Source organism: Micromonospora sp. NPDC023869 (genome assembly GCF_055559695.1).
Window position 1 is genome coordinate 307,778 of sequence record NZ_JBVHKD010000008.1, and the last position, 17,565, is coordinate 325,342.

A 17,565-nucleotide genomic window follows, 5' to 3' on the forward strand; every position below is an offset into this window, starting at 1 on the left:
GGGCCTTCTGGCCGCCACGGCTTCCACCAGAGCTGACCGGCACCACCGCGTGCGCGGGTGCGGAGCGGGGCGTGCGCGGTGCGGTCGATGCAGACGGCGGGTAGCAACGGAGGTAACAGATGTCCGGCCACTCAAAGTGGGCGACGACCAAGCACAAGAAGGCGGTCATCGACGCCAAGCGCGGCAAGATGTTCGCCAAGCTGATCAAGAACGTCGAGGTCGCGGCGCGGACCGGTGGCGGTGACCCGGCCGGCAACCCGACCCTCTTCGACGCGATCCAGAAGGCCAAGAAGAGCTCGGTCCCGAACGACAACATCGACCGGGCGGTCAAGCGCGGCTCCGGCCTGGAGGCCGGCGGCGCCGACTACCAGACGATCATGTATGAGGGGTACGGCCCGAACGGCGTCGCGCTGCTCATCGAGTGCCTGACCGACAACCGCAACCGCGCCGCCACCGAGGTACGCACCGCGCTGACCCGCAACGGCGGCTCGTTCGCCGACGCCGGCTCGGTGTCGTACATGTTCTCCCGCAAGGGCGTGGTGATCGTGCCGAAGGCGGGCACCACCGAGGACGACGTGATGCTGGCGGTCCTCGACGCGGGCGCCGAGGAGGTCAACGACCTGGGTGAGGCGTTCGAGGTGGTCTCCGAGCCGGGTGACCTGATCGCCGTGCGGACCGCGCTCCAGGACGCCGGCATCGAGTACGAGTCGGCCGAGTCCTCGCTCATCCCCAGCGTCACCGTGCCGCTGGACGAGGAGGGCGCGCGCAAGATCTTCAAGCTGATCGACGTGCTGGAGGACAGCGACGACGTGCAGAACGTCTTCGCGAACTTCGACGTCAGCGACGAGGTGATGGAGGCGGTCGGCTGACCTGCCGACCGACCGGCGCACACCGGAACGGCCCGCCCCCGATCAACGGGGACGGGCCGTCCGGCGTTCAGGCCACCGGCCGCAGCGGGATCAGGGTCGGCAGCGACTGCTGGGCGATCCAGCGGCTCGTGTTCCGGGTGGCGTTCTTGTTGATCAGGGCTCGGTCGATGGTCCTCACCGGTCGGCCCAGGTAATAGATCTCCGTGCCGCTGGCGGAGTCGCCGTTGTACGCCACGCAGGTGTGCGTGATCTCGACGGTCACCAGCCGGCCGAGTGAGTCGTACTCCCGGATGGTGTCGTCCCGGCAGGTCGGGGCGAGCTTGACGACGAGGTTCTCGTAGCCCCGGATGAGGCTGTTGAGCAGGTCGTTGACGGGAAGGTTGTACTTGGCGAAGGCGACCATGGCGATCGAGTAGATGACCCCCATCAGCTTGCCGATGTTGTCGGCGGCGCGCGGGTCCTGCACGGCGTTCAGATAGGCGTTGGAGAGCGCGGCGCAGTCCACCGCGCCGTTGACGAACGGGCCGAGCAGGCTTCCCGGCATGCTGTCGATCTGCGCGATCTTGGTGACGGCGGCTTCGGTGCACGCCTCCACGTCGGCGGCGGCGATCGCGTCGATGTGGTTGAGGATCTCCTGCTTGGAGTTCTCGACGGCGGCGATGATCTCTCGCTTGGCCTGTTCGAGGCCCCCGCCGCCGCTGCTGCTCAGCAGGTGCGTGGCCACCGCGGTGATGATCTGGGGCCACGGGATCGCCGCGCGGGCAGGCTGGGCGGTGCCGGACACGGTGAGCACCATCGCGGTGGTCGCGGCGACGATTCCGGTGACGATTCGGTGTTTCATGGACGCACCTTCGTTCCTGGGAGAGGCGGGGGTCTTCACGGCAGGGGAACGCCGCGGCTGATCAACAGGTCCAGGGTCCGCTGGGCGAGCGGCAGCGCGGTGTCACGCATCAACATCTCCGCCACGGCCTCTTTGGTGATCGACCCTTGGATCATCGGGCCGCCGTTGATGCGATGCGTGTTGGTGAGCGGGTAGTAGTCGACGTAGATCGACCGGCCGCCGAACGAGCAGGAGTACGTGCTGACACCGGCGTTGGGGTTGCCCTGTGGTGGGCACTCCCGACGCATCTCCTGGATGAGGTACTCCAGGCCCTGACGGAAGTAGGGGCGCTGGGCCGCCGCGAGGTTCGTGCCGTCCTCGGCGTCGACCATGAGGTAGGCGGCTTCCAGCTGCGTGAACAGGACGATCATCGCCCGGCCCACGGCATCGAGGGCGTTGTCGTCCTCGTGGACCGTCCGCAGGTGGTTCTTGGCCACGTACGCGGCGTCGTGGGTGCTGTTGATCGCGGGCCCGGCGGCCCACGGGACCCGCAGCAGTTCGACCTTGGTCACGGCGGCTTCGGTCCTGGCCCGGATGTCGTTGGTGACCTCACTGTTGAGGCGCGTGAGCAGGTCGACCTTCGCGCCGTTGACCGCCCCGATCAGCTGTTGAATGAGGCGGCTGATCTCCAGCGGGGTGTAGACACCGTCCTGCCCCATCTCGGCGGCGGCGAGGAGGATGTCGATGATTGCCCCGTAGTCGGTGTTGTCGGCGACCTGTGCCCTGGTCGGCGGCGGTCCCGCCGCCGCCGGGGCTGCCGGTATGGCCGTGCCCAGGCCCAGTGATACGGCGACGACCCCGTGGAGAAGAGTTCTCGTTCTCCGCACTCCGTTCCTCCTCGCTCCTGACCGATCGATGACGATCAGCCTCCGCCTCGGGACAGGCGCGCGGTATCCGTGGAATTACGCAAACTCCGGATTCGGTGAGGTGGTGCCGGACGACAGTCGTCGGACTCGTCGTGGTGGTGCCCGAGGACATGGACCGGCGTCTAAACTCTGCGCGAGGCACGAGTCTGGGGAGGCGCCGTGGCCGTACGTCCGTCGGGCGACGGTGCGGCGGCGCACCTGGTCGGGCGTACCGGTCAGTTGGTGGCGCTCGACGCGGCCGTCTCGGCCGTGGCCGGCGGGGAGTTCGCGGCGGTCAACCTCTGCGGCGAGGCGGGCATCGGCAAGACCAGCATGCTGCGGGTGCTGGCGGAGCGGGCGAGCGCCGCCGGGTTGCTGGTCTGTGACGGCCGGGCCGCCGAGTTCGAGCGCGACGTGCCCTTCGCGATGTACGCCGACGTGCTGGAGCCGCTCGTCACGGCCGGCGGGGCGGCGGAGGACGGCGAGGTGGTGTCGCGGGCGCTCACCGGGCGGCCGGTCCGCGACGGCGCGACCTCGTCGGTGGGCCGGGCCCGGATCTACGCGGCGGTACGGCGACTCATCGACGGCGTCCGGGCGCCCGGTGTCGCGCTGCTCCTCGACGACCTGCACTGGGCGGACGAGCCGTCGCTGGAGCTGACCGAGTACCTGATCCGGAAACCACCCCGCCGTCCGGCGCTGGTCGCGGTCGCCTTCCGCTGCGAGCAGCCTCCGTCCGGGGTCGCCGACGCGATCGTGCACCTCGGCCCGGCCGCCACCCGGATCAACCTGCCCCGCCTCGGCCCCGCCGACATCGACGCGCTGCTGCCGGGGGTGCCGCGCCGCCGTCGGACCCTCATCTCCCGCGCCAGCGGCGGCAACCCGCTCTATGTCCAGGAGCTGTCCCGGTGCCGCGACGACACGCTCGCCGCGCTGGTGGACAACGACGACGTGGACGTCTCGGAGCGGCACGTCCTCACCGGACTGGCCCGCGAGATCACCGACCTGGACGAGCCGGTCCGCCGGGTCGCCTACGCGGCGGCGGTGGCCGGTGACCACGCCTCCATCGGGCTGGTGGCGCAGGTCGCCCAGGTGTCGACCGACGCCGTCGTGACCGCCGCCGACGAGCTGCACCGGCGCGGACTGATGGACGTCGACGCGGCCCGGCTGCGGTTCCGGCACCCGCTGGTCCGTGCCGCCGCGCACGAGTCGGCCGGGCCGGCGTGGCGGGTCACCGCGCACGCCCGCGCCGCGGCCCACCTGCGCGCCCACCACGGGCCGCCGCAGGTGCTGGCGCACCACACCGAACGTTCGGCGCAACCCGGCGACGAGGCGGCGGCCGAGAGCCTCATCGACGCCGGGCTGGCCTTCACCTATCCCGCACCGGCCCAGGCGGCCCGCTGGCTCGGCGCGGCACTGCGCCTGCTGCCGGAAGGGCATCTGCTCGGGGGGCGCCGACCGACCGTGCTGCTCCAGTACGCGCGGGCGCTGGGCCTCAGCGGCGAGTTGGAACGCAGCCGGGACGTCCTACGTGAACTGGCGCACGGCGACGATCGCGTACGCGCCGAGGCGGCGGCGTTCCGCGCGGTCGTGGCCCGCCTGCGCGGCGACATCGACGAGGCGGCGACCCTGGTCACGGCCCAACTCGCCGATGCGCGGCTGCCCCGCACCTCGGCCGGGAAACTCCACGTGGAACTCGCCGCGATCGCCGCCCTCGGCGAGGACGACGACACCACCGTGGGCCACGCCGACCGTGCGATCACCCTGCTGGCCGGGGACCGCCCGCCGCTGTCCGCCGCCGCGTACGCGTTGCGGGCCTTCGGTCGCCTCTACGCCGGAGAGCTGGACGCGGCCCGGCGGGACGCGGCACACGCCGCCGAGCTGGTCGACAGCGAGACGAACGCGGCGTTACGCCCGCACGTGGAGCTGTTCGGCCCGTTGGCCTGGGTGCGGTTGCATTTGGGTGAGGTGACCGCCGCCGCCCATCACCTGGACCGCGCCGCCGACGTCGTGGAGCGCGTCCGGGACAGCAGCGCGGTGCCGTACCTGCTGGTCGTGCGCGTCGCGCTGCTGACGCGACTCGGTCACCTGGAGACGGCCGTGCACCTCGCCGAGGAGGCGGTGGCGCTCGCCCGCCGCGTCGGCAGCGTCGAGATGCGGGCCATGGCGGAGGCGGTCGCGCTGCGCCCGCTGCTGCTGACCGCCGGCCCGTCCGTCGTCGGCCGGCTGACCGCCGGAGACTGGCCGCGCTCGCGGATGTGGCGGCGGGTCGGCCGGCTGAACCTGGCCGTCGCCCACCTGGCCGCCGGGCGGCCGGAGTCGTGCCTGGAGATCGTCGCCGACCCGGCACCGTGGCAACCGGGGCCGCCGATCGCGGTACCCCGGGACGTGGTGCACGCGATCGCCCTGGCCCGCTCCGGCGACACCACCCGGGCCCACCGGTTCGCCGCCCGCGCCGCCGCGCTGGCCGACGCCGCCGGGCTCGCCTACGAACAGGGCTGGGCCGGCTACGCGCAGGCGTACGTGGCCACCGCCGCCCACCGGCACGACGAGGCCGCCGCTCTGGCCGACGCCGCCGCCACGCGACTGGCCGCCGCCCGGGCACCGGTCGAGGAGGCGCTGGCCCGCCACCTGACCGGCATCGCGTCCGCCCGCGACGGTCGTTCGGCCGCCGCCCGGGACGCCTTCCGGCAGGCCCAGGAGGGGTACGAGAGCTGCGGCGCGAGCTGGCTGTCGTCGGTGTTGGCCCGGCACGCGGCCGCGATCGGTTCCCGCCCGAAGCGGGATCCCCGCCCGGCGGCGACCGGCAGCGCCACCACGCTGTCCGCGCGGGAACGGGAGATCGCCGAGCTGGTCCGCGCCGGCCTGACCAACCAGGAGATCGCCTCGCGCCTGTTCCTCAGCCGCCGCACCGTCGAGTCACACCTGGCCCGCATCTTCGGCAAGCTGGGCGTACGCTCGCGCACCGAGCTGGCCGCCCGCCTCACCGGCGACACCCCGACCCCCTAGTACGCACCGGGCGCGGATATATGTCAACCTCGGATATATTGTTGCTTGGGAGGTGTATCTCATGGCCAAGACCCTGCTGGACCTTGATGAGGATCTGTTGGCGGAGGCGACGGCGGCTCTGGGGACCGCCACGAAGAAGGAGACGGTGACGGAGGCCCTTCGGCAGGCGGTGGAGGCCAGTCGTGAGCGGCGACAGCAGGCCCTGGCCGACCTGGAGGACATCGCCGAGTCTGGTGGCTTCCATTTCGATCGACTCGACGAACTCGACCGGTGAAGTACCTGATCGATACGAGCGCCCTGGTCCGGATCGTGCGCCGCCAGACCGAACCGCAGTGGTCCGAGCTGGCGAGTCGCGGCCTCATCGCGATCTGTGACCCGGTGCTCGTGGAGACCCTGACCATCGCCGACGCCAAGGCGTACGAGCGGGTCGAGCGTGCCCTGCGTGACGTCTACCCGTGGGTTCCCGTCCCGGACGATGCCTGGCAGGTGGTGCGGGCAGTGCGGCAGGAGCTCGCCAACCAGAGCGCCCACCAGGGGCTTTCCGTGGCGGACCACCTCGTGATCGCCACCGCCATGCGACTCAAGTTGGTCGTTCTTCATCAGGACCCGGATTTCGAAATCGTCGCCCGGCTCGTGCCTCAACTGAGCCAGGAGCGGATCACCTGACCGACGAGTGATCCAACCTCGAGTACGAGTCGGCCGAGTCCTCGCTCATTCCCAGCGTCACTTTGCCGCTGGATGAGGAGGGGGCGCGCAAGATCTTCAAGCTGATCGACGTGCTCGAGGAAAGCCCCTTAAGAGGGCGTCGGATTCACGGGTTTTGCGAGTGATGCCACCTTTGGGTGTCTCGCCAGGTTGGGGTGGTTTCGTTGGTGACGCGTTTGGTGAGGTTGTCGATCATCACGATGTGGATCATGCAGGCGGACTGGTGGGGTGGGGCCTCGTAATCGCGGGCCAATCGGCGCTAAGGCATGATCCAGCCGAGGGTGCGTTCGACGACCCAGCGGCGTTTGACCACGGAGAATCCTCGGATGTTCGGGTCTTTGGTGACGACTTCGACGTCGATGCCGAGGGTGGCGCCGTGTTGGATGACCTTGTTCTTGAAGCCGGCGGCGACCCAGGTCTTGGTCAGGGCGGGGTGGGCGGCTTTGGCCTGGTCGAGCAGGTTGATGCCGATGGTGTTGTCGCTGGCGCTGGCGGCGGTGACGGCGATGGCGAGGAGTAGGCCGAGGGTGTCGGTGACGATGCCTCGTTTGCGTCCGACGATCTTCTTGCCGGCGTCGATGCCCTGTGTGGGTAGGGGGTGCGTTGGTGGAGGTTTTCACGCTCCGGGTGTCGATCACGGCGGCTGTCGGGTGCGGGGCGCGTCCGGCTTTGGTGCGGGCCAGCCCGGTGAGCTGGTAGTTGAGCTGGGCGAAGATGCCATCCGCGGTCCAGGCGGTGAAGTAGCCGTAGACGGTCTGCCAGGGCGGGAAGTCGTGGGGCAGGTAGCGCCAGGCGATGCCGGTGCGGTTGACGTAGAGGATCGCGTTGACGATCTCCCGCAGGTCGTGGGCGGTACGTCCTCCGATGCCGGCGTCGGAGCGGCCTGACGCCAGGTCTTCAACCGTGGCGCGATCAGCGCCCAGCGGGCGTCGGACAGGTCGGAGAGGTAAGCGGGTCGTTTGGCCCCGCCTCGTGGCCATTGTGGATCCCGTGTTGTGGATCCGCACCCTCAGTCCGACGATACGAGGGCCTTTCTGAATCAGGCACGTTCCGCGGAATGAAGCTGGCATATCGCCACGGCATCAGTCGGGACGAACTTTGCGGATAGCCATGGACATCGCCCCTGCCGGCTACCGGCCGAAAGTCGCTAACTCCAAGCGGACAAGATTAAGACGCCCCGCCAATCCAGAGCCCTTGCGGCGTCGTTGCTCGCGGTCCTATTGGGTCCAGTTGCTCCACTGCCCCCAAAGTGCTCGTCGCGGATCGACAGGGCAATGTTCGGCAGCATCGGCGATAAGATCTCGCCCTGCGGGACACCGCTGCATCGATGATGCCCCTATACATGCCCCGGGCGTCGAAGTCAACCGTGACCCGGCATGCGAAAGGCTCGATTACCCTAAATGGGCTGCTAAGGTGGCGCGGGTGACCTTTGTCACATTGCATTAAATTGATTCCCCTGGTTCTCTCTTTACCAGAAGAATTTTGGCTCACCCTCATCGAAGATTGCTAGATCGTGGGTTGTCGAGAAAGTCTGCGACGGGTCGTTGGATGCCACTTCTAGCACTTGAAGTAAGTGCGGCGGGATGTTTGAAGTGCAGAGGATTTATTCCTCCTCGCTGTTGCCGTTGTAAGGTATTCAGATTACGGTGTAAGCCCTGCAAGCTTATGTTGGGAAAACGGGCCGCTCTGCTCTCCGGTTGAAAGGAAAGTTTGTGAATTTCGCGAGAATCGCCCTGTCCGGAACTGTACTTGGTGTCATTGGCAGTGCACTGGTCGCCACCCCTGCGCTGGCAACAAATTGCGGCTATAACGTGTGCATGTTCCAGGACACCTACTATGGGGGATCTTGGCTGGGGCAAAATGCAGCGGACACCAACCTTAATAACAACACGTTCAATAACGGTGCGCCCGCTAACGACGCCATCTCCTCAATCAGAATCACGACTGGCGACAATACCAGATTTTGCACGGACTCGTGGTGGGGTGGCAGCTGCTTCGACAATCACGGATATGCTGCCATTTCGTGGATGAGTGCCACCTTCGACAATAAAATATCGTCTTGGCGGTACAACAACTAACGAGGTTTCCTGTTCCTTCAAGAGGATTCAGGGGAAGCTATAGAGGTGCCGCCTGATCACTGGCCTGCCTCGTTCTGGCCAGATCCGTGGGAGGTAAACCTAAGGCGGTGGGGGCGACAATTTGCGGTCCGCCATACACTGCCGCGCGGTCAAGCTGAAAGCCTGACGCCGTATTGAACTACGGCGTCAGGCTGTCCTGTGGGTTGCGATGGGTGTCGCGCTCGCTAAGGGTGGATCTGCCAGGGGTGAAGAGATTGAAGCGTAATCGTCGTACCTTGACGTTAGTTTTGGCAGGTTTTTTCCTTGGTGGTTGTGTAGCAGATGCGGAGCCATTGGAGGTCGGTCGAAAGGCCGATCATTCAATTGATTTGTCTAATGCGGTAGCTTTGACGCTGCCACTCGATGACTATCGGCCAAGCCATGAACAACGGATTTTGATCTACAGGGCCACTGTGCAACTCACCCGAGATTGCATGAAGAGTTTCGGGGAAAGTTATTCAGCAGCGCCAGCGTTGCCGGCAGAAATCGGTGAGAACGCTCGACGTTATGGTCTTGCGGACGGTCGGCATGCCGAGTTGTATGGCTATCATCCGAGTGCCATCGAAGCGGCCGCCCAAAACGAGCGGCCAAGGCTAAGCGACGAGGCGAGGGCAATTTTGATAGGCGAAGGCTCGCGCGTCGCTAATGGTCGATTAGTGCCTGAGGGGGGTTGCCTCGCGGAAGTGAACCGCTACTTGAACGGCAGGGCTCAGCCGTCGTCTGACCCAGGCCTCGTAGATCGCCTCTCCCATTCCACCTGGATGGCATCGCAGCAGAATGAGAAGGTGCTGAAAGTATTCAATGGGTGGAAGATCTGCATGGAGAGGGCCGGATTGGACTATGAGACTCCGCGCGATGCGATTAATGACCCAGCCTTCAGCGGCAAGAATATTACACCGCGTGAGATTGAGGTGGCCGTCGCGGACGTTGCATGCAAGGAGGAGACGGACCTAATCGGTACCTGGTGGAACGTGGAGAGCTCGCTTCAGCAGGCGATTATCGAAGAGAACGAGGTGGCATTGAGTCAGGTCCAGCAACTGATCCAAGTGAGAACTGCAATGTCTCGGCTAGTGGTCGACTCGGCGGGACGAGATTTGGCTGGACGAGATTTGGCTGGACCATAAGAGCTCCTAACATTATTGATCGATGATTATGGTCGTGACGGTGGTGGGTTCTGGTCGTTGCGTACGGCGTGGGCAAGCCGTGGGTTATTGATGACGAGCTGTGGGAGTTGGTCGAGCCGTTGCTGCCCCCGTGGCCACGACGGTCGCCGGGACCGCAGCCGGTGCCGGATCGGCTCTGCCTACAAGGGATCCTGTTCGTGCTGCATACGGGTATCGGCTGGGAGGATCTGCCCCAAGTGTTGGTTTCGGTTACGGGATGGTTTGTTGGCGCAGGCTCCGCCGCTGGACCGACGCGGGGTGTTCGACCGGTTGCATCGGCTCCTGCTGGCCGAGTTGAACGGCGCTGGTCGGATCGACTGGTCTAGGGCGGTCATCGACGGCGGGTACATCGACGCGAAAAGGGGGCGACGGTACCGGCACATCCCCGGTCAACCGTGGCAAACCCGGCAGCAAGCATCATATGATCACCGACGGGGACGGCACACCCCTCGCGGTGATCACCACCGGCGGCAACGTGCCCGACATCAGCAAGGCCGTGGACCTGCACGACGCGGTACCACCGATCGTCGGACGCCGGGGCGCACCCCGCCGACGGTTCCCCGTCCTGCTCGCGGACAAGGGATTCGACAGCGCCGGCTTCCGAGACGCCTGTCGCAAGCGACGGACCGAGCCGATCATCCCGCAACGCGGACGCAAGCACATCAAGGGCCTCGGCAAGCTGCGCTACGTCGTGGAACAGGGCATCGCACTACTGCACCAGTTCCGACTGGCCATCGGCTGGGAACGCCACGTCGACCTTCACAACGCCCTCGTATCCCTCGGCTGCGCCCTGATCTGCTGGAGACACTTGACCAACAGGACAACCGAAGATCGAGCGCTTTTCCATCGTGGGTGGGGGGATGCGGCCCTCCCTGGCGTGCGAGTAGTCGCGGGACTCGATGACCAGGCCGTCGGCGTCGAACCGGACCACCGTGCAGCCGGAGAGGGTGACCGGCTGGTCGTACGGGTAGGTGATCGCCCAGTATTCGACGGTCGCGGTGTCGCCGTCGACTCGTGGCACGCCGAACCAGACCTCGGCCGGTCGGGTCTCCTCGCCGAAGCACTCCTCGACGTAGGCGCGCAGCCCGGCGCGGCCCCGGCAGGCGCGGAACATCGACGCCCAGTGGTCGCCCTGCTCGGCCTGCAACGCGACGATGCGTTCCCCGTCCTGGGCGGGCCAGCCCGTGGCCCAGGCGTCGGCCCACCGTTGGGCCGCGTCGCGTACGTCCATGATCCTGCTCCTCGGGTCGGTGGGTGCTGGACTTGTACCAGCCACGGGTGACATTCCGGCTGGTGGAGGCGGCTGCCGCCGCAGCCCGGACGGTCGCCCGGCCTGCGGCAATCGCCTGGCCTGCGTCGGTCGCCCGGCCTGCGGTTGCTGCCCGGCCTGCGGCTGTCGCCGGGGTGGTGGCTGCCGCCAGGACTGCGGGGTCGCCCAGGCCAGGAAGCGGTCGAACAGCTCGCCGGGTGACGGTGGTGCGCCCTCGGTCAGCCGCAACAGGTCGCCGGTGGCGTCGAACAACTGGCTGGCGAGATAGACGGAGAGACCCACCCGGTCCAGGTCGTACTCGACCCGCAGCAACATCCGGGCCGCCGGACAGGGCCAGTCCCGCGCGCACGCCCGACACGTCCAGCCGGGCCGCTCGGGCAGGTGCCGGTACACCGGGTGCAGCCGACCCAGCGGCTCACGATCGGGCGAAGTGCTCGGCGTGGTCACCCACTCATCGTGCACCTGGTGGCTACGATCGTCAACAGCGATCAGTGTTAACGATCGAGAGTCGATCGGGGATGCCTACCGTCAACATGTGGGCGAGTTCGTGGGTATCGCGGAGATCCGAGGGATGCTCGGCGGCGTCAGCCGCGCCCGCGCATCGGTGATCGCGTCCCGACGCGACTTCCCGGCGCCCTACCAGGTGCTGATCATGGGCCAGATCTGGCGGAAGTCGGATGTGCAGGCGTGGATCAGGGAGCATCGGCCGGAACTGGCGGGGGACTGACGGGCGCGCCGGGGGAGCGGTGACGGAGACGGGACGGTTCAGCCCCGGAGACGTGGTCGTCCGCCGGGAGATCATGCTCGGCGAGGTGCCGCGAACGGCGTCACGACCCGCTCGATCCAGGATCGAGTGGTCTCGGCGGGCGGGGGAAACCACTCGATCCCGGATCGAGCGTGATCAAGAGCGTGATCAAGGCCCGGTCCGCGAGGTCTGGTTCGCCGTGCCGACGATCTGCGTCGAGGACTCCGCCGACCTGCTGGCGCTCTATCTGCCGCCGGGTGCCGAGTTCGGCTTCCCCGACGAGGGCGTCTTTCCGTGCGGGCGGCACCCGTGGCAGACGGCCGGGCACACCGCCTGGACCGGGCACGGCAAGCTGATGCTCCAGCGCCCTGGTGAGGCCCACTCGGTCGACGTGTTCTGGGCCGGTCCGCAGCGCGTCTTCGCCGGGTGGTACGTCAACCTCCAGGACCCGTTCCGGCGTACCCCGATCGGGGTCGACACCCTCGATCACGAGCTGGACCTGTGGTGGGCGGCGGACGCCGACCGGTACGTCTTCAAGGATGTGGAGATCTTCGCCCAGCGGCTGGTGGAGGGGCGCTACCCGGGGATGGGGGAGGCGATCCGCGCCGAAGGCGACCGGATCGCCGCCCTCCTCGACGCCGGGGAACGCTGGTGGGACGAGTCCTGGGCGACCTGGCGGCCCGACCCGGCCTGGCCGACCCCGCGCCTGCCCGCCGGCTGGTCCACCGTGCCCTGCTGACCTCGGCGGCGGTCCCGGCGGCACCGAAATGCCTCGACAGCCCGACCGGGGCCCTGCGAGGGTGCCCGGATGACAGATCTCGGCCCGCGCGAGCTGCGGTTGATGCAGGGGCTGGCCCAGCAGGTGATGGCCCTGCGGCCGGAGCTGGTCAACGGTGAGGCGACCGTCGGTGAGCTGGCCTGGGGGTGGGCCAAGGACCACGACGCCCTGCACCGACACTGGCGGCACCGGCTGTGGTTCGTTGACGACCGGCTGGCCGCGTGGGGGTGGGCGTACCTGCCGCACCGGATCGCGCGCGGCGACGGGACGTTCCGCGAGGTCACCAGGGCCAACCTGATCTGGCAGGCGCATCCGGACCGGCCGGAGCTGCTGCCCGAGGTCCTCGGCTGGTACGACGAGGTGGCCGGCGACGTCGACCGCGCGTTGACCGTGCAGGTCGGGGACGCGGCGTCGCGTGCCGCGGTGGCCGCCCACGGGTACGCGTTCGACGCCGAGACCGGCTCGGACACCGGGTCCTGGGTGCAGTTCAACGTGCGGGAGTTGGTCGACGTGCCGGAGCCGGTGTTGCCCGAGGGCTTCCGGCTGCGTACCGCCGAGCACCTGTCGGTGGCGGCCCTAACCCAGGCGCACCGGGACGCCTGGCACCGGTCCAGCTTCACCGAGACCGCGTGCGCGCGGGTGCAGCGGACCTGGCCCTACCGCGCCGACCTGCACGTGCTGGTCGAGACGCCGGACGGCACGCTCGCCGCGACCGCGATCGTCTGGCTGGACGCGGCGACGCGGACCGCCGAGTTCGAGCCGGTCGGCACCCACCGGGACTTCCGGCGGCGGGGACTGGGCACCGCGTTGCAGCTCTACGGGATGCGGCTCGCCCGGTCGGCCGGGGCACGCCGCATGCTGGTCGCCTGCCTCGGCGCACCGGGCCACCCGGCGGCCCGGAGCATGTACCTCGGCGTCGGTTTCCGCGAGTTCACCCGCGACCTGCCGCAACTCAAGGTCGCGCGCGGGCACTGACGGCACGTCCTGCCGCAATTCAAGGTCGCGCGCGGGCGCTGACGGCACGCCCTGCCGCGACGCGGTTGCCCGCGGGTACTGACGGCACGCCCTGCCGCAGCTCACGCTCGCCCGAGGGCGCTGACGGCGACGCGCCGACGTCCCCGCAGGGGGACGCCGGCGCGTGGGCGCGGGTCGGCCGGTCAGCCGATCGTCTCGCGCTCCCGCCAGGCGGTCCGCAGGGAGGTGCGGCCGTTGGTGCGCAGCAGCGACCCCTCGTAGACGCGGGCCCCGGCCAGCAGGAACCCGGCCGCCGCCACCAGCAGCAGCGCCAGCGAGGCGAACAGCTCCCAGATCGCCGCGTCCCCGGCGAACAACCGCAGCGGCATCGCCGTCGGCGACGAGAACGGTAGGTAGGAGAGCACCGTCATGGCGGTGGGGTTGTCGTTGAGGAAGACCACCCCGAAGAACGGCAGCATCACCGCGAGTTGCACCGGCGTCGACACCCCGCCGATGTCCTCCAACCGGTTGACCAGCGCACCGGCCGCCGCCCACATGGCCGCGATCAGCACGAAACCGAGCAGGAAGAACGGGATGAACCAGCCGATGGCCGGGCCGAGCAGGGAGAGCATGTCAGTGCTGCCACTGATCGCCATGCCGGCCACCGCGACCAGGGCCACCAGGGCTATCTGGCCGAGCGCGAGGATCGTGCCGGCGAGCATCTTGCCGGCCAGCAACGCCTTGACCGGTACCGCCGCGACGAGGATCTCCACGATCCGGGTCTGCTTCTCCTCGATGATGCTCTGCGCGATCTGCACGCCGAAGGTCTGCGAGGTGATGAAGAAGATGAACGCGAAGGCGAACGGCACCAGGAAGGCCAGCAACGGATCGATCGCGTCCGGGTTCAGCAGCTCGACCGGAGGCCGGGTGCTCAACGCGTTGACCACGTCGCCCGGGGCGTCGTTCATGGCCAGCACCCTCGGGCCGGCGACGACTGCGGCGTCCGCGTCACCGTCGCGTACGGCCTGCTCGGCGGCGGCGTCGTCGGGGACGACGCGTACCTCCAGACCGGCCGCGCGCAGCGGAGCCGCCGCCGCCTCGGTCGCCGCCACGGTGGACGGCCCGCCGGAGAACAACGGCGGCAGGATGGTCGCCGCCGCGGCGATCAGCAGGAAGACGACCGTGCTGATCAGGAAGGTGCGGTCGCGCAGCTTGACCCGGATCTCGCGGGCGGCGACCAGTCGGGTGGCCTGCATCGTGTTCACTGGGCGACCTCTCGGAAGATCTCGGCGAGGGTGGGCGTGACCGGACGGAACGCGCGGACCGCGCCGCGCTGCAACGCGGCGCGCAACACGACCTGCTCGTCCGCGCCGGGCGTCAGGTCGACGACGGCGCGGGCGCCGTCCAGGTCGACCAGGGTCACCCCGGGCTGGTCCCGCAGCCAGCCGGCGTCGGTCTCCACGACCAGCTCGTAGCGGGGCGTGGTGTACGCGGCCCGCAGCTCGTCACGGCTGCCGGCGGCCCGGATCGACCCGTCGGCGATGATCACCAGGTCGTCGCAGAGCCGCTCGACGACGTCCAACTGGTGGCTGGAGAAGAGCACCGGGGCACCGGCGGCGGCCCGCTCGCGCAGTACGGCCACGACGGTGTCCACGGCCATCGGGTCCAACCCGGAGAACGGCTCGTCGAGCACCAGCACCTCGGGGTCGTGCACCAGGGCGGCGGCGATCTGGGCGCGCTGCTGGTTGCCCAGCGACAGCGTCTCCAGCAGGTCGTCGCCGCGTTCGCCGAGGCCGACCCGCTCCAGCAGGTCGTCGGTGGCGCGCCGGGCGCCCTCGGCGGTCAGCCCGTGCAGCCGGCCCAGATAGACCACCTGCTCGCGGACGCTCATCTTGGGATAGAGGCCGCGCTCCTCGGGCATGTAGCCGAACCGCCCCCGGATCTCCCGGGTCAGCGGCGCGTCCCGCCACGTCACCCGACCCGAGTCGGCGGCGAGGACGCCGAGGATGATCCGCATGGTGGTGGTCTTGCCGGCGCCGTTGCCGCCGACGAAGCCGGTCATCCGCCCGGCGACGACATCGAAGGACACATTCTTTAGTACCTGACGGTCGCCGAAGCTGCGGTCGACGCCGTCGAGGCGGAGTACCGTGGTCACGCTCTCCACGCTATGAGCGTGATCATCGATTGCCCTCCGTCCGTCGACGGAAATCCGGGCTCCTCCTCCGGGTGGAGGTCATCCCCCTGGCCGGACCACCCCCTGCTCGTAGGCGAAGACCACCGCCTGCACCCGGTCGCGCAGCCCCAACTTGGCCAGCACCCGGCTGACGTGCGACTTCACGGTCGCCTCGCCCAGATGCAGGGCGGTGGCGATCTCGGCGTTGCTGGCCCCGCCGGCCACCAGGACCAGCACCTCCCGCTCCCGGGGGGTCAGGTCGCGCAGCGCCTCCTCCGGGGTGGGACCGCCGACGGTCCCGGCCGGGCCGCCCGGCCGGGCGAACGTGGCGATCACCCGGCGGGTGAGTTCCGGGGCGAGCAGACCGTCGCCCCGGGCCACCACCCGGATGGCGTCGACCAGCGACTCCGGCGTGCCGTTCTTGAGCAGGAACCCGCTCGCCCCGGCGCGCAACGCGGCGAACAGGTAGTCGTCGCGGTCGAACGTGGTGAGCATGAGCACGGCGGGGCCGCCCGGCTCGTCCGTCTCGGTGCTGATCCGGCGGGTGGCCTCCAACCCGTCCACGCCGGGCATCTCCACGTCCATCAGCACCACGTCCGGGCGCAGCGCCCGGGCCATGGCGACCGCCCGTTCCCCGTCGGCGGCCTCGCCGACCACCTCGATGTCGTCCTCGATCTCCAGGATCACCCGGAAGCCGGTCCGCACCAGGTGATGATCGTCGGCGAGCAGCACCCGGACCGGCGGCGTCGCCCCGGTCACGTCGTGCTCCCGGCCGCCAGCGGCAGCGGGAACCGGACCCGCACCCGCCACCCACCACCGGTACGCGCGCCCACCTCCAGCTCGCCGTCGTGGGTGGCGACCCGCTCCCGCATCCCGACCAGTCCCAGCCCGTCGTCGTTCGCCGGGCGGGTGGCCCGGCCGTCGTCGGTCACCTCGACCTCCATCTCCTGAGCCAGATAGCGGACCCGGACGTCGAGCAGTGTCGCCCCGCTCGCGTGCTTCAACACGTTCGTCACCGCCTCCTGCACCACCCGGTACGCGGCCTGGGACACCGACTCGGGCAGCGGTGTCGGCTCGCCGTACACGCCCAGCGTGGCGTGCAGCCCGGCCTCCCGCGCCCGGTCCACCACGGCGGCGATCTGGTCGACCCCGGCGGGCTGCCCGGTGCCCTCCGGGCCGTTGTCGCGGGCGCGCAGCACCCCGAGCATCCGGCGCAGCTCGTCCACCGCCGTCCGGGCCGACTCCTCGATCGAGGCGAGCGCGGTCCGCGCCTTGGCCGGATCCTTGTCGAAGACCCGGCGGCAGGCCGCCGCCTGCACCCCCATCACCGACACGTGGTGGGCGACCACGTCGTGCAGCTCCCGGGCGATCCGGACCCGCTCGCCGACCACCGCGTGCTCCCGGGCCTCCGCCTGCGACCGGCGTAGCCGCTCGGCCTGCTCGGCCAGCTCGTGCTGCCGCCGGGCGGCGATCCAGGCGGTCTCCCCGAAGAAGTACGCGAACCCGAAGAACAACACGTTGATCAGCAGACCGGTGACGATCGCGGCGAGCACCGGCGGTACCGGCCCGAGCGCGTTCTCGAAGGAGTCCGGGGTGATCTCGTCGAGGCTGATCGCGTACGCGATGGCCAGCCAGCCGAACATGGCGGCGATGATGCCGATCCGCAGCCGCCGGGACAGCCGGTGGTCCGGCCCCCAGGCGCCGAGCGTGAAGATGGCGGCGAACAGCGCCCACTGGGAGAGCTGCCACTCGGGAACGGCCCGGACCTGGGCACCGATGAAGGCGGCCGACACGACCAGCGCGGTGACGACCGGGTACTGGCGTCGCCAGATCAGCGGCAGCGGCACCGCGACGGTCCAGAGGATCTGTTCGAGCCAGGACGGCGGCGGCCCGAGCAGGAACGTGCCGGTGCTGCGGGCCAGCGTGAGGCTGAACAGGGCGATGACCGTCGCGGCCAGCCCGGCGTAGAGGTCCAGGCGCCGCTGCTCGGGCGTGGGGCCCGGCCGCCGCCAGTCGTCGCTGCTCTCGGAGGTCACCTGGTGAGAATGCCATCCCGCCAC

At 69.2% G+C, this 17,565-nt stretch carries 15 protein-coding genes and 3 pseudogenes; 10 read left to right on the forward strand and 8 right to left on the reverse strand.

From position 1 onward, the window contains the following. The first annotated feature begins 119 nt into the window (after nt 1-119). A complete protein-coding gene (locus ACZ31C_RS22835) occupies nt 120-869 on the forward strand; it encodes a YebC/PmpR family DNA-binding transcriptional regulator (RefSeq protein WP_131053942.1) in 750 nt (249 codons plus the stop codon). Between the two features lie 67 nt (nt 870-936). Here the strand turns inward: ACZ31C_RS22835 and ACZ31C_RS22840 are convergent, their stop codons facing one another. Both ACZ31C_RS22840 and ACZ31C_RS22845 read right to left on the reverse strand, forming a co-directional pair. Continuing rightward, the gene (locus tag ACZ31C_RS22840) at nt 937-1,710 is read right to left on the reverse strand and encodes a hypothetical protein (RefSeq protein WP_465796988.1); all 774 of its coding nucleotides are present in this window, start codon (nt 1,708-1,710) and stop codon (nt 937-939) included. Nucleotides 1,711-1,745: 35 nt separating this feature from the next. Then, on the reverse strand, nt 1,746-2,576 hold the full coding sequence (locus ACZ31C_RS22845) for a hypothetical protein (RefSeq protein ID WP_465796989.1): 831 nt from the start codon (nt 2,574-2,576) through the stop codon (nt 1,746-1,748). 198 nt (nt 2,577-2,774) lie between these two features. Here ACZ31C_RS22845 and ACZ31C_RS22850 point away from each other — a divergent pair, with 198 nt between their 5' ends. The 4 genes and pseudogenes from ACZ31C_RS22850 to ACZ31C_RS22865 form a co-directional block, all read left to right on the forward strand. After that, the gene (locus tag ACZ31C_RS22850) at nt 2,775-5,600 is read left to right on the forward strand and encodes an ATP-binding protein (protein WP_465796990.1); all 2,826 of its coding nucleotides are present in this window, start codon (nt 2,775-2,777) and stop codon (nt 5,598-5,600) included. Nucleotides 5,601-5,661: 61 nt separating this feature from the next. Further along, the gene (locus ACZ31C_RS22855) at nt 5,662-5,874 is read left to right on the forward strand and encodes a type II toxin-antitoxin system VapB family antitoxin (protein WP_465796991.1); all 213 of its coding nucleotides are present in this window, start codon (nt 5,662-5,664) and stop codon (nt 5,872-5,874) included. Continuing rightward, nucleotides 5,871-6,266: a PIN domain-containing protein gene (locus ACZ31C_RS22860; RefSeq protein ID WP_465796992.1), complete on the forward strand. Its 396-nt coding sequence runs from the start codon at nt 5,871-5,873 to the stop codon at nt 6,264-6,266. Before ACZ31C_RS22855 ends, ACZ31C_RS22860 begins: the two co-directional genes overlap by 4 nt. Before the next feature lie 11 nt (nt 6,267-6,277). After that, nucleotides 6,278-6,391: pseudogene (locus ACZ31C_RS22865) on the forward strand (YebC/PmpR family DNA-binding transcriptional regulator); the annotation flags it as partial. A 20-nt stretch (nt 6,392-6,411) separates the two neighbouring features. On the opposite strand, the pseudogene ACZ31C_RS22870 reads toward ACZ31C_RS22865, so the two are convergent. Further along, nucleotides 6,412-7,242: pseudogene (locus ACZ31C_RS22870) on the reverse strand (IS5 family transposase). Between the two features lie 1,386 nt (nt 7,243-8,628). Between ACZ31C_RS22870 and ACZ31C_RS22875 the strand changes: the two are divergent. Both ACZ31C_RS22875 and ACZ31C_RS22880 read left to right on the forward strand, forming a co-directional pair. Next, entirely contained in the window at nt 8,629-9,546 is a 918-nt protein-coding gene (locus tag ACZ31C_RS22875; RefSeq protein ID WP_465796993.1) for a hypothetical protein, read from the forward strand. A 68-nt stretch (nt 9,547-9,614) separates the two neighbouring features. Continuing rightward, nucleotides 9,615-10,387 (forward strand): annotated as a pseudogene (locus ACZ31C_RS22880) (IS5 family transposase); the annotation flags it as partial. On the opposite strand, the gene ACZ31C_RS22885 reads toward ACZ31C_RS22880, so the two are convergent. Then, nucleotides 10,295-11,170, reverse strand: coding sequence for a nuclear transport factor 2 family protein (locus ACZ31C_RS22885; RefSeq protein WP_465797021.1), 876 nt, complete (start codon nt 11,168-11,170; stop codon nt 10,295-10,297). The pseudogene ACZ31C_RS22880 and the gene ACZ31C_RS22885 overlap by 93 nt on opposite strands. 220 nt (nt 11,171-11,390) lie before the next feature. On the opposite strand from ACZ31C_RS22885, the gene ACZ31C_RS22890 reads away from it, so the two are divergent. From ACZ31C_RS22890 to ACZ31C_RS22900, 3 genes are all read left to right on the forward strand, one after another. Continuing rightward, nucleotides 11,391-11,582 carry a hypothetical protein gene (locus ACZ31C_RS22890; protein WP_387259586.1) on the forward strand — a complete coding sequence of 64 codons (192 nt, stop codon included), beginning with the start codon at nt 11,391-11,393 and terminating at the stop codon, nt 11,580-11,582. A gap of 217 nt (nt 11,583-11,799) precedes the next feature. Continuing rightward, nucleotides 11,800-12,339 (forward strand): ribonuclease FAU-1 family protein, encoded by a 540-nt coding sequence (locus ACZ31C_RS22895; RefSeq protein ID WP_465796994.1) that lies wholly within the window; start codon nt 11,800-11,802, stop codon nt 12,337-12,339. A 69-nt stretch (nt 12,340-12,408) separates the two neighbouring features. Further along, nucleotides 12,409-13,353 (forward strand): GNAT family N-acetyltransferase, encoded by a 945-nt coding sequence (locus ACZ31C_RS22900; protein ID WP_465796995.1) that lies wholly within the window; start codon nt 12,409-12,411, stop codon nt 13,351-13,353. A 182-nt stretch (nt 13,354-13,535) separates the two neighbouring features. Here ACZ31C_RS22900 and ACZ31C_RS22905 read toward each other — a convergent pair whose 3' ends face one another. From ACZ31C_RS22905 to ACZ31C_RS22920, 4 genes are all read right to left on the reverse strand, one after another. Beyond that, the gene (locus ACZ31C_RS22905; RefSeq protein WP_396752704.1) at nt 13,536-14,597 is read right to left on the reverse strand and encodes an ABC transporter permease; all 1,062 of its coding nucleotides are present in this window, start codon (nt 14,595-14,597) and stop codon (nt 13,536-13,538) included. Then, nucleotides 14,594-15,487: an ABC transporter ATP-binding protein gene (locus ACZ31C_RS22910; protein WP_465796996.1), complete on the reverse strand. Its 894-nt coding sequence runs from the start codon at nt 15,485-15,487 to the stop codon at nt 14,594-14,596. The genes ACZ31C_RS22905 and ACZ31C_RS22910 overlap by 4 nt, the downstream gene beginning before the upstream one ends. Before the next feature lie 78 nt (nt 15,488-15,565). Next, complete coding sequence (locus ACZ31C_RS22915) at nt 15,566-16,264, reverse strand: response regulator transcription factor (protein ID WP_350695070.1); 699 nt, start codon at nt 16,262-16,264, stop codon at nt 15,566-15,568. Beyond that, entirely contained in the window at nt 16,261-17,541 is a 1,281-nt protein-coding gene (locus ACZ31C_RS22920) for a sensor histidine kinase (protein WP_396752699.1), read from the reverse strand. Before ACZ31C_RS22920 ends, ACZ31C_RS22915 begins: the two co-directional genes overlap by 4 nt. Nucleotides 17,542-17,565: the final 24 nt, after the last annotated feature.